This window comes from Actinoplanes sp. NPDC051346 (assembly GCF_040682215.1).
Classification (GTDB): domain Bacteria; phylum Actinomycetota; class Actinomycetes; order Mycobacteriales; family Micromonosporaceae; genus Actinoplanes.
The window spans coordinates 379,525-391,065 of sequence record NZ_JBFBAJ010000008.1 but is presented as its reverse complement, the minus strand read 5'-3'; the positions used below and the strand labels follow the sequence as shown (position 1 = coordinate 391,065).

Below are 11,541 nucleotides of genomic sequence, written 5' to 3'. Positions count from 1 at the left end.
CGTGCTCTTGCGCTCTTGCGGGTGCCGCGCTCTTGCGGGTGCCGCGGATCGTGCTCGGGTCGTACCCGCGCGTTGACGGCGAGGCCCGCGACCACCGGAAGGTGATCGCGGGCCTTTCGCGTCGGTCAGGCGGAGGTCTTGAGCGGTTCCTTCTTCTGGTCGCGGGACGACTTGACCAGGCTGGCCACCGTGGCGATGCCGAGCGTGCCGAGGATGATGAGCAGCGAGAGCCAGATCGGGATCTCCGGCGCCCAGGACACCCCATGGCCACCGTTGATGAATCCCACCGAGTTCGTGTGCAGCGCCTCGAGGAACAGCTTGACGCCGATGAAGGCGAGCACGAACGCCAGCCCGATGTTGAGGTAGACCAGGCGCGCCAGCAGGCCTCCGAGCAGGAAGTACAGCTGGCGGAGCCCCATCAGGGCGAAGACGTTGGCGGTGAAGACGAGGTACGGCTCCTTGGTGATGCCGAAGATCGCCGGGATCGAGTCGAGCGCGAAGATGAGGTCGGTGGTGCCGATCGCGATCATGACGATGAGCAGCGGCGTGAAGAGCCGCTTGCCGGTCTCGGTGACCACCGTCATCTTGCCGGAGTCGAAGGAACTGGAGAGCGGCAGCGCCCGCTTGGCCCAGCGGATCAGGATGTTCTCCTTGAAGTCGTCCTCGTCGTTCTCACCGCCCTTCAGCAGGGTGATCGCGGTGTAGACCAGGAAGACGCCGAAAATGTAGAACACCCACGAGAACTGCTGGATCAACGCCGCACCGGCGGCGATGAACGCACCCCGCATGAGCAGAGCCAGCACGATGCCGATGAGCAGCACCTTCTGCTGAAACTGTCGCGGCACGTTGAATCGCGCCATGATGATCATGAAGACGAACAGGTTGTCGACGCTCAGCGAGTACTCGGTGAGCCACCCGGTGAAGAACTCCGCCGCGGGCGTCGACCCGGCGGTAACCAACAACCCGACGCCGAAGGCCATAGCCAGGCCGATATAGAAGGCGACCCAACCGCCGGCTTCCCGCATCGACGGCTCATGCGGACGCCGCCCCACGATCAGCAGATCGACGGCGAGCATGATGATGAGGGCGGCGAGGGTAACCAACCAGACCCAGGTGGAGACGTTCAAAACTAGGACCTCCGGCAGACACGGCTCATCGCCGCACCGGGAAAGATCCGAAGCGGCGAAGTGACTGTCGGAGGTCTCTTCCGCCTCCGCCCGGCGAGCGAAGACCACCGGCCCCGGGCGCGCCACAAGGGCGCTGACCGTGTTGACGAGACCGGCGCAGAGGAATACTCCCCTCCTACGCAAGCCATTGTGTCGCATGGCGGGCTCCAACGACACGTCACCCCGGCTATTCGTGGCGGGGCTCTCCCGGGTTGGCGCGCAGGTCAGGTAATTCAGGCACAGACACGACACACTGCCTCTGGCGTCCTAGGAGGCTAGCTTGTCTTTTGTGGGTCTGCCGCGCTGTGGGCCTGGCGGCACTGTCAGCCCGGCGGCACTGTCAGCCCGGCGGCACTGTGGGCCCGGCGGCACTGTGGGCCTGGCAGGGTGCTCGGTCTGGGACCGTGCTCGGTCTGGCACGGTCCTCGGCCTGGCACGGTTCTTGGCCTGGCACGGTTCTTGGCCTGGCACGGTCCTCGGCCTGGCAGAGCGCACGATCTGGGCTGCGCCGCTCGGACGGTGATCAGAAAGCACGGAACCGAGCCCGCCGCCCCCGGTCCTCGAAGCCCAGCCGCCGATACAGCCGGCCAGCCGGGTTGTCGACGTTCACATCGAGCCACGCCTCGTCCGCACCGGCGGCCCGCATCCGCCGCAATGCTTCGGTCACGAGCGCCGCGCCGAGCCCACGTCCCCGAGCTGCCGGAACGACACCGACCTGCACGACCCAGCCGTCCGCAGCGGTCAAGAAGCCGGCATCACCCAGCCCTTGAACGGTGGCCAGCACAGACCACTCGGGCCGGAACTCGTCGTCCCCGATCACCTCGGCGATCCACCTCCCACAGCTCCACCCGGGAAAGCCCGGCCGCTCGCGGAAGGCGCCCTCATACACCCGGAAGAACCGCTCGGCCGTCACGTCCGACCACGCGGCCAGGGTGGTGCCACCCGGCCATACCGCCTCGGGTACGCCCCGAGCAGCAAGGTCGAACCGCAGGACATCTTCCGCGAACACCCGTCGCAGACCCCGCCCGTCGAACAGACGCAGAGAATCGCCGGTCAGCGACTCGGTCTCCACGGTCACCGAGCCTCCCCGGCTTCGGCACTCGGCCAGCCCCCAGTCGAGAAGCCGACCACCGAGACCCACCGCCCGCGCCTGCGGATCGACCATCCCGACGAACGTGGCACCCCGGGCCCACAGATCCGGGCCGTCGCCGAACGTCGGCCGGACGGCCCCAGCCGCGACCAGGCTGCCGCCCCCTTCGCGAATCGCGCGAACCTGGACGGTCGTCACAGCGTCACCCGTCCACCGGCGGCGCAGGAAGCCCGGATCGGCCGAAAGTGGGAGGCCCCCATCGGCGGCAAGGCACCGCTCCGCAAGCGGAACGAGTTCCGCCTCGACAGCGATGGGGCCAACGATCCATTCCACGGCGTCAATGAAGGACACCCGCGGGAGCGTAGCGGGAATTCGGCCAAGCCCCCACCGGGTTCGGCAGCGGTCGGCGACCTGCGTCGCGAAGACCGCGTCAGGAGTCAGACCGGCCCGCCGGCAAACGAGAACCTCAGGCGGCTCGCCGCAGCAGTCGTCTCGCCGCTGACCAGTCCATCGAGCGCGATCGAGGGGCACCGACGCTCACACCGAACCTCCGGCCCGCGCCAGACGACCACCCGGCCCGCCCCAGCGGCCGGCTCGCTCACCACAACCCGGCACCGCAACCCGAGCGATCGGCTCGCCCGTCGCAACCGACAGCCCGGCACCACAACCCCAGCAGCCGGCGCGCCCGTCGCAGCCCAGCACCCGCAACCCCAGCGGCCGGCGCGCCCGCCGCAACCGACCACCCGGCACCACAACCCCAGCAGCCGGCGCGCCCGCCGCAGCCCAGCACCCGCAACCCCAGCGATCGGCTCGCCCACTCGCGGCCGCTACAACCTGCTCGCCCGTCCGCCTGGGCGATCGGCCTCGCACGCTGCCGGGGTCGATGCAGGGGGCCCGGGTCACCGCCGGCCGGGGGCGCCAGGGGCTTGCCGGGCTATTTCACGCGGGCTCGATGGGGCTATTTCACGCCGGCTACGTCCATTCCTCGGAGCTCCTTCTTCAGCTCGGACACCTCGTCGCGGATGCGGGCCGCCAGCTCGAACTGCAGTTCGCGGGCCGCTCCGAGCATCTGGTCGTTCAGGTCCTGGATGAGCTGGGCCAGTTCGGCCCGGGCCATGCCTTCTCGGGCCGGGGCCGCGGATGCCCTGGCCTTGGAGCGGGTTTCCGGCACCGGGCCCTTGCCGCGGGACATCTGGCGGCCGCCTCCCCCGACGACGTGACCGCCGGGGCCGTGACCGCCGATGGCTGTGTCGGTGTCCTCGGCTTCGCGGTAGATGTCGTCGAGGATGTCGTGGATCTTCTTGCGCAAGGGCTCCGGGCTGATGCCGTTCGCCTCGTTGTGGGCGATCTGTTTGGCGCGCCTGCGGTCCGTTTCCTCGATGGCAGAGCGCATGGAGGGGGTCATCTTGTCCGCGTACATATGGACCTGACCCGAGACGTTGCGGGCCGCGCGACCGATCGTCTGGATGAGCGAGCGACCGCTGCGGAGGAAGCCTTCCTTGTCCGCGTCGAGGATCGCGACCAGGGAGACCTCTGGCAGGTCGAGGCCCTCCCGGAGCAGGTTGATGCCGACGAGGACGTCGTAGTCGCCCTTGCGCAGCTCCTTGAGCAGCTCGACGCGACGCAGCGTGTCGACCTCGGAGTGCAGGTAGCGGACCCGGATGCCGTTCTCGAGCAGGTAGTCGGTCAGGTCCTCGGCCATCTTTTTGGTGAGCGTGGTGACGAGGACCCGCTCGTCGCGATCGGTGCGCTCCTTGATCTCGTGCATGAGGTCGTCGATCTGGCCCTTGGTGGGCTTCACCACGACCTCGGGATCGACCAGGCCGGTGGGGCGGATGACCTGTTCGACGTATTCGCCGCCGGACTGCTGCAGCTCCCACGGGCCGGGCGTCGCCGAGAGGAAGACCATCTGCCCGACGCGCTCGAGGAACTCGTCGAAGCGCAGAGGCCGGTTGTCGGCGGCGCTGGGCAGGCGGAAGCCGTGCTCGATGAGGATGCGCTTGCGGGAGGCGTCGCCCTCGTACATCCCGCCGATCTGCGGGATCGTCACGTGCGACTCGTCGATGACGGTGACGAAGTCGTCCGGGAAGTAGTCGAGCAGGGTATAGGCGGGATCGCCGTATGACCTGCCGTCCATGTGCATGGAGTAGTTCTCGATGCCGTTGCAGAAGCCGACCTGGCGCATCATCTCGATGTCGTAGGTGGTGCGCATCCGCAGCCGCTGCGCCTCCAGCAACTTGCCTTGCCGCTCCAGCTCGGCGAGACGCTCGGCGAGCTCGGCCTCGATGTCGCGGATCGCGCGCTCCATACGCTCCGGACCGGCCGCGTAGTGCGTCGCCGGGAAGATCACCAGCTGGTCCACCTCGCGGACGATCTCACCGGTGAGGGGGTGCAGATAGTAGAGCTTCTCGATCTCGTCACCGAAGAGCTCGATACGGACGGCGAGTTCTTCGTACGCCGGGATGATCTCGAGGGTGTCGCCCCGGACCCGGAACGTGCCCCGCTGGAAGGCCATGTCGTTGCGGGAATATTGAATGTCGACGAGGCGACGCAGCAGCTTGTCGCGGTCGACCTCGTCGCCGACCTTCACCCTGACGGCCCGATCGAGGTATTCCTGCGGCGTGCCGAGACCGTAGATCGCGGAGACCGTCGCGACAACGATGACGTCGCGACGGGTCAGCAGGGACATCGTCGCGGAGTGGCGCAGCCGCTCGACCTCCTCGTTGACCGACGAGTCCTTCTCGATGTAGGTGTCGGTCTGCGCGATATACGCCTCAGGCTGGTAGTAGTCGTAGTAGCTGACGAAATATTCGACGGCGTTGTGCGGCATGAGCTCGCGGAACTCCTTGGCGAGCTGCGCGCACAGGGTCTTGTTGGGGGCGAGCACGAGCGCCGGCCGCTGCAGCTTCTCGATGAGCCAGGCGGTGGTCGCGCTCTTGCCGGTGCCGGTGGCGCCGAGAAGGACCGTGTTGCGATCGCCGCGGCGCACCCGGCGCTCCAGCTCGGCGATCGCCGTGGGCTGGTCACCCGCCGGTTTGTAGTCGCTGACGACCTTGAACGTGCCGTCGAGTCGTGGGATGTCGAGCGCCATGCTGACCACCGTACGTCGGGGGTGTGACAAGTTTTGGCCGGCTGCGGCGGACGCTGTTCGGAGGGTGCACATTCGGCTTCGCCGCCAGGCATTGTCCGGGCTTGCCACGCGCCTTTACTCTGGGCGGGTAGGCCGCTCGCGGCGGCCGCCCGTCCGACCCGGCGCCACCACACGGCGCCACGGACGGGACGGAGACTGCTGCCCCGGCACGCTGCCGGTGAGCGCATCTCGAGAGGTGACGCGATTGGCGTCGACCGGCCGCCGCGAGCGCCCCTAGCTGTCCGAGGGTGAAGCTCTGAATGGCTCGCGGGCATCTGAGCGGACCGCACCCCCCAGCTCGCGGGCTTCTGAACGGACGTTGTCGGATTTGGGGTGAGCGCGGCCGCGGTTGGCCAGCGCATCCAGTCCCCGGCACGCGGCTCCCGAACGACCTGCGCTTCCGAGTTCGCAATTTCCGGGCCCCCAGCTTCCGGGCCCGTAGCTGCCGGGTATCAGGTACCGGGTTCGCGCGAGCTGATCTGACTGCTGAGTCAGGACCGGCCGACGGACGAGCGTCTGGTCAGCCGACGCAAGCCGACGAACAACGGCCGGCAACCTGCGACGTCGGCAGGACAAGCGGCGATCGAGACCAGCCGCATCGCACAACGGCCACCAGCCAAAACCGACCCCACCGGGCACCGGGCACCGGGCACCGGGCACCGGGCACCGGGCAGGTTATCCGCTCCGTCGGAGCAGCGGAATCAGGGCATGAAGCCTGGTTAGAGCCGGGTAGGAGGCTGCCAGCCGGTCGCCTCCGCCCATTCGTGTGCCGCCGTGGCCTCTGTGTCCAACCAGGGTTCCTTGGCTGCCGCGTACCCTTCCGCGCCGTGGATCTTGGACCAGTGCGCCTTCGCTGCCGCGTACTCGTCGCGGGCTGTCGGGACCGCGCGGAGGTGGTCGCGCATCAGGAGGGCGAAACGCCAGCCTGGGGAGCCTGCCACGCGTACGTGGAGGTTGACGGATCGGCCCGGATCCGCGCTGCCGTGCAGGCGCTTGGGCCATGTTTGACCCGGTATGCCCCGGTCGTTGTCGAACCATTCGCCGTCCCTCGGCGGCAGGCCCACAGCGGCCAGCGTGTCGGCGAGTTTGTCGGCTACGTCGAGCGTCGGGACCGCGAGCATCAGGTCGATCAGATCGTTGGCGGGCAGGCCCGGCACGGCTGTCGACCCGATGTGGGTGAGGTCGGCGTCACCGCCGAGCTGCGGCCGAAGTGCCTGGTTGAGCCGGGCGATCAGCCGGGCGGCCTGCCCGGGCCAGGCCGGGTCGGGGGGCACGATGCGCGGCCTTCCCTCGAACGGCGCATGCCGGCGAAGCCGGAGATTCCTTCCGTACGGCCGGAGCCGGCCGGTCCACAACTCGTCGACCTGGGCGGTGAGCTCGTCGAGCCCGCCATTGTTGTCGATCACCACGTCGGCGGCGGCACGACGGGCGGCGTCGTCGGCCTGGGCGGCGATCCGGGCGGACGCCTGCTCCTCGGTCATCCCCCGCGCGCCGACGAGTCGGGCGATCCTCACCGCCGGGGTCGCGTCGACGACGATCACGAGGTGGAATGTGGGCCCGAGACCGGTCTCCACCAGCAAGGGAACGTCGTTGACCACGATTGCGTCGGCGGGCGCGGCGGCGGCCAGCTCCGTGGTGCGGGCGCGTACCCGAGGGTGGATGATGTTCTCGAGCCGGCGGCGGGCCGCCTCGTCGCCGAAGACACGGGCGCCGACGGCAAGTCGGTCCAGCTCGCCGTCGGCGCCCAGCACCTCGGGGCCGAATGCCGCGACGACCGCGGCGAGTCCGTCGGTGCCGGCGGCGACGACTTCGCGCGCCAGCTTGTCGGCGTCGAGAATCACGGCACCGAGCTCGTGCAGCCGCATCGCGACCGCGCTCTTGCCCGCGCCGATTCCTCCGGTCAATCCCACTCTGAGCACGCGCTCAGTATTGCGGGTGGATCGGTCGATGTCAGTGCCGCCCCGGCAGCCTGTGGATAACGCAGGCAGGTGGGCGGAATAACCGTCATCGGCAAGCCGAACCCTGCCGGCGAATCCGCCGAACGGACGGACGTCCGCCGCAAGGACGGACGGCTTTGACAGAACCCGCGTCGCCGCAGTTCCAGGAATCGCCCAGGACGCAGTCGCTACCAGGGCCCGAGATCACGCGGCTGAGCTGTGGACGCTATGCCGGTCAGAGCGCACAGCAAGCGCGCCGCTGAGACACGGACACGGGGCTGCCAGAACACGCAACCGCGCGACAGAGAGTCGGCGCCAGCTCCAGCCGAAACGACTCCCGCAGCTTCGGGGGTTGATCTCGGACGCGCGCCCGAGCCCAGCGGCGACACGACTCGGTCGGGGCGCGGCGGCGGATTGGTCAGGATGCCGCTCGCGGGATCGATGCGGTCTGACCGCTGTGGGGGGCGCGGCGCTTCCCCGGCGGGTGGGTGGGCCGCGACAAACCGACCGCCCGCGTACGGGCCTACGACGAAGAGACCCCGTCCACCCGGCGCGCAAGCCAGCTGGACGGGGTCTCCGTCGTCAGCCCGGCCCGAAGGCCGGTGTGAGGTTAACCGGCCCGGAGGCCGGTGTCACCGTGGTGCCGTGATCAGCTCTTGCCGCCGGCGAGCTTCTCGCGCAGAGCGGCGAGGGCCTCGTCGGTGGCCAGGGTGCCGGCCGGCTCCTCCGCGGCGCGCGCCGGGGCCGACGTGCTCGTGGAGGTGGAGGTGGAGGACGAGGTGGTCACGCCACCGGCCGGAGCCGGGTTGAGCGCGGCCTCGGCGTCGGCCTCGCGGGACGCCTGCACCTGCTTGGTGTGGGCCTCCCAGCGCTCGCGGGCGTCGGCGTACTGCTTCTCCCACGCTTCGCGCTGCTTGTCGAAGCCCTCGAGCCACTCGCCCGTCTCGGGGTCGAAGCCCTCCGGGTAGATGTAGTTGCCCTCGGCGTCGTAGGTGGCCGCCATGCCGTAGAGGGTGGGGTCGAAGTGCTCCTCGCCCTCCACGAAGTTCTCGTTCGCCTGCTTGAGCGAGAGCGAGATCCGGCGACGCTCCAGGTCGATGTCGATGACCTTGACCATGACGTCCGAACCCACCTGGACGACCTGCTCGGGCAGCTCGACGTGACGCTCGGCCAGCTCGGAGATGTGCACCAGGCCCTCGATGCCGTCGTCCACGCGGACGAACGCACCGAACGGAACCAGCTTGGTGACCTTGCCCGGCACGATCTGGTTGATCGCGTGGGTCCGGGCGAACTGGCGCCACGGGTCTTCCTGGGTCGCCTTCAGCGACAGCGAGACGCGCTCGCGGTCCAGGTCGACGTCGAGCACCTCGACCTCGACCTCCTGGCCGACCTCGACAACCTCGGACGGGTGGTCGATGTGCTTCCAGGAGAGCTCCGAGACGTGCACCAGGCCGTCCACGCCGCCCAGGTCCACGAAGGCACCGAAGTTGACGATGGAGGACACGACGCCCTTGCGGACCTGGCCCTTCTGAAGCTTGTTGAGGAACTCGGTGCGGACCTCGGACTGGGTCTGCTCGAGCCAGGCGCGACGGGACAGGACCACGTTGTTGCGGTTCTTGTCCAGCTCGATGATCTTCGCCTCGAGCTCACGGCCGACGTACGGCTGGAGGTCGCGCACGCGGCGCATCTCCACCAGCGAGGCCGGCAGGAAGCCACGGAGGCCGATGTCGAGGATGAGGCCGCCCTTGACGACCTCGATGACGGAGCCGCGCACGACGCCGTCGTCCTCCTTGATCTTCTCGATGGTGCCCCAAGCGCGCTCGTACTGCGCGCGCTTCTTCGAGAGGATCAGGCGACCTTCCTTGTCCTCCTTGGTGAGGACGAGGGCTTCGATGTGGTCACCGACCGACACCACTTCCGCGGGGTCCACGTCGTGCTTGATCGACAACTCGCGCGAGGGGATGACACCCTCGGTCTTGTAGCCGATGTCGAGCAGGACCTCGTCCCGATCGACCTTGACGACGGTGCCTTCGACAATGTCGCCGTCGTTGAAGTACTTGATGGTCTCGTCGATGGCTGCGAGGAATGCTTCCTCCGAGCCGAGATCGTCGACGGTGACCTTGTTGGCGCTCGAGGTGGCCTCGATGCTGCTCGTCATGTGGACTGTTGCTCCGAACGGATGGTGTCGTGGTGTCTCTCGCGCCCCGCGGAACTGCCGGCGGACACAGCACGAACATCCGGTGATCACGACGCTGGAACTTGGCGATCAAGCGAGGGCGATCAAGCGAGCAGGATCATGCTGGGACCGACGACTTGCGGAACCTGCTCCCTGCCGAGGCACACGATCCGCGAGTGCATCGACTAGCTTACCGTGCGCATTACCACAGGTTGCAAGCCCTCCTGATGACCGAGGCATATTGTTCCCGGGAGGCCGACTCTCGCGCCCTCTTTGTGCCTATTTATGCCTGATACGGCCGCACTCGAACGCGTCATCACCGATGATGAGCGTCGATATTTCAAGGGTATTCGCCGGAGTGTGCCGCGGATCTCCACCCGGAAGCCGACCCCACGACCGCCAACCGATCGCGACCTGACCGTCTCCGCCCGCCCGCCGAGGCGCCGTCGAGAAAGTGTCGTACTCCCCCAGTACGGTGGCTTGGTGATCGAAGCGCAACCCATCGCCCACGCCGACACGCTGCGCCGGACGGTGACCGACGACGAGAGCCGCGCCGCGAGCCGGCACTGGTGGGACCTGGACGCCGACGACTACCAGGACGAACACGGCGCGTTCCTGGGTGATGTGGATTTCGTCTGGTGTCCGGAGGGTCTTCGGGAGGCGGACGCACGCCTGCTCGGCGACGTCCGCGGGCAGCGGGTGCTCGAGCTCGGGTGCGGAGCGGCCTCGGCGGCGCGCTGGCTCGAGGGGCAGGGCGCCGATGTGGTCGCGATGGATCTGAGTGCGGGGATGCTGCGCCATGCGCAACAGGCTGCAAACCGCGCAGGGGTACGGGTGCCGCTCGTGCAGGCAGACGCCCTCGCGCTGCCCTTCGCGACGTCTGCGTTCGACGTGGTCTGCACGGCGTTCGGGGCGGTTCCCTTCGTCGCCGACTCCGCGGCGGTGATGCGCGAAGTGGCCCGGGTGCTGCGACCGGGCGGCAGGTGGGTCTTCTCGATCACGCACCCGATGCGATGGATCTTCCTCGACGAACCGGGCGAGGAGGGCCTGCGGGCGATCCACCCCTACTTCGACCGCCGGCCATATGTGGAGCAGGACGACGCGGGCGTCCCGACGTACGTGGAACAGCATCGGACCCTGGGCGACCGCATCCGCGAGCTCGTGGCGGCGGGGTTCGTGCTGACCGACCTGATCGAACCCGAATGGCCCGACGGCCACGACCAGATCTGGGGGCAGTGGAGCCCGCTGCGCGGCAGGCTTTTCCCCGGCACGGCCATATTCGTCAGTTACTTGCCCTAGACCCCGGGGTATCCGCAGGTCATGAGCATGAAAAAGGGCGACAAGGTGATCTGGAAGAGCCACGGCCACCAGGTGAGCGGCACCGTGGAGAAGAAGATCATGTCGCGGACCTCGGAGGCCGGGCGCACGGTGAACGCGTCCCCGACCGCACCCCAATACAAGGTCAAAAGCCACAAGACTGGGCGTACGGCGGTGCACAAGCCGGAGGCGCTCAAGCATGGGAAGTGACACGTACGCGGAGTTTCGGGACGCGGTGAACATGACCGCCTCGGAGCTCGAGAAGTGGCTCACGACGGATGAGTCGAAGGACGTCGGCCGAAGTCGTCCAGCGGCGGCGAGTCGGTCGGCCACGACAGCGGCCGGAAGATCATCAAGCTCCTGCACACGAAGAAGGGCGAGCTGAGCGACTCCGACGAGGCGCATATGCGGAAGGTGGTCGGGTATGTGCACCGCCACCTGGCCCAGCGGCCATCGGGTGACGTGGCGGACACGAGGTGGCGGTATTCGCTGATGAACTGGGGTCATGATCCGCTGAAGAAGTAGGCCGGTCGCGGCGACTGGCTGTGCGATCCGGGGCCGGGCTCAGTCGACGACCGGGCTCATTCCGACCGGCGGGGCGGGGCGAGCGCGAGCCGCTGGGCCGAGCACGAGCCGCTGGGCCGAGCACGAGCCGCTGGGCCGAGCACGAGCCGCTGGGCCGAGCACGAGCCGCTGGGCCGAGCACGAGCCGCTGGGCCGAGCAC

General features: G+C 68.5%; 7 protein-coding genes and 1 pseudogene. 3 read left to right on the top strand and 5 right to left on the bottom strand.

The window, feature by feature from the left end:
• Positions 1–125 precede the first annotated feature (125 nt).
• The 5 genes from AB0M36_RS22225 to rpsA form a co-directional block, all read right to left on the bottom strand.
• Positions 126–1,127 carry a TerC family protein gene (locus AB0M36_RS22225; RefSeq protein ID WP_364160352.1) on the bottom strand — a complete coding sequence of 334 codons (1,002 nt, stop codon included), beginning with the start codon at positions 1,125–1,127 and terminating at the stop codon, positions 126–128.
• A 562-nt stretch (positions 1,128–1,689) separates the two neighbouring features.
• Positions 1,690–2,454 (bottom strand): GNAT family N-acetyltransferase, encoded by a 765-nt coding sequence (locus AB0M36_RS22220; RefSeq protein WP_364160350.1) that lies wholly within the window; start codon positions 2,452–2,454, stop codon positions 1,690–1,692.
• A gap of 760 nt (positions 2,455–3,214) precedes the next feature.
• Positions 3,215–5,347, bottom strand: a complete 2,133-nt coding sequence (gene uvrB / locus AB0M36_RS22215) for an excinuclease ABC subunit UvrB (protein WP_364160348.1) — start codon at positions 5,345–5,347, stop codon at positions 3,215–3,217.
• A gap of 758 nt (positions 5,348–6,105) precedes the next feature.
• Positions 6,106–7,305 (bottom strand): dephospho-CoA kinase, encoded by a 1,200-nt coding sequence (gene coaE, locus AB0M36_RS22210; RefSeq protein WP_364160346.1) that lies wholly within the window; start codon positions 7,303–7,305, stop codon positions 6,106–6,108.
• Positions 7,306–7,972: 667 nt separating this feature from the next.
• Positions 7,973–9,481, bottom strand: a complete 1,509-nt coding sequence (rpsA, locus tag AB0M36_RS22205) for a 30S ribosomal protein S1 (protein ID WP_364160344.1) — start codon at positions 9,479–9,481, stop codon at positions 7,973–7,975.
• A 501-nt stretch (positions 9,482–9,982) separates the two neighbouring features.
• On the opposite strand from rpsA, the gene AB0M36_RS22200 reads away from it, so the two are divergent.
• The 3 genes and pseudogenes from AB0M36_RS22200 to AB0M36_RS22190 all read left to right on the top strand — a co-directional run bounded on the left by AB0M36_RS22200 (position 9,983) and on the right by AB0M36_RS22190 (position 11,341).
• Positions 9,983–10,798 carry a class I SAM-dependent methyltransferase gene (locus AB0M36_RS22200; RefSeq protein ID WP_364160342.1) on the top strand — a complete coding sequence of 272 codons (816 nt, stop codon included), beginning with the start codon at positions 9,983–9,985 and terminating at the stop codon, positions 10,796–10,798.
• A 21-nt stretch (positions 10,799–10,819) separates the two neighbouring features.
• A complete protein-coding gene (locus tag AB0M36_RS22195; RefSeq protein ID WP_364160340.1) occupies positions 10,820–11,026 on the top strand; it encodes a DUF2945 domain-containing protein in 207 nt (68 codons plus the stop codon).
• A pseudogene (locus tag AB0M36_RS22190) lies at positions 11,016–11,341 on the top strand (DUF3140 domain-containing protein). Before AB0M36_RS22195 ends, AB0M36_RS22190 begins: the two are co-directional and overlap by 11 nt.
• The last annotated feature ends 200 nt before the right edge of the window (positions 11,342–11,541 follow it).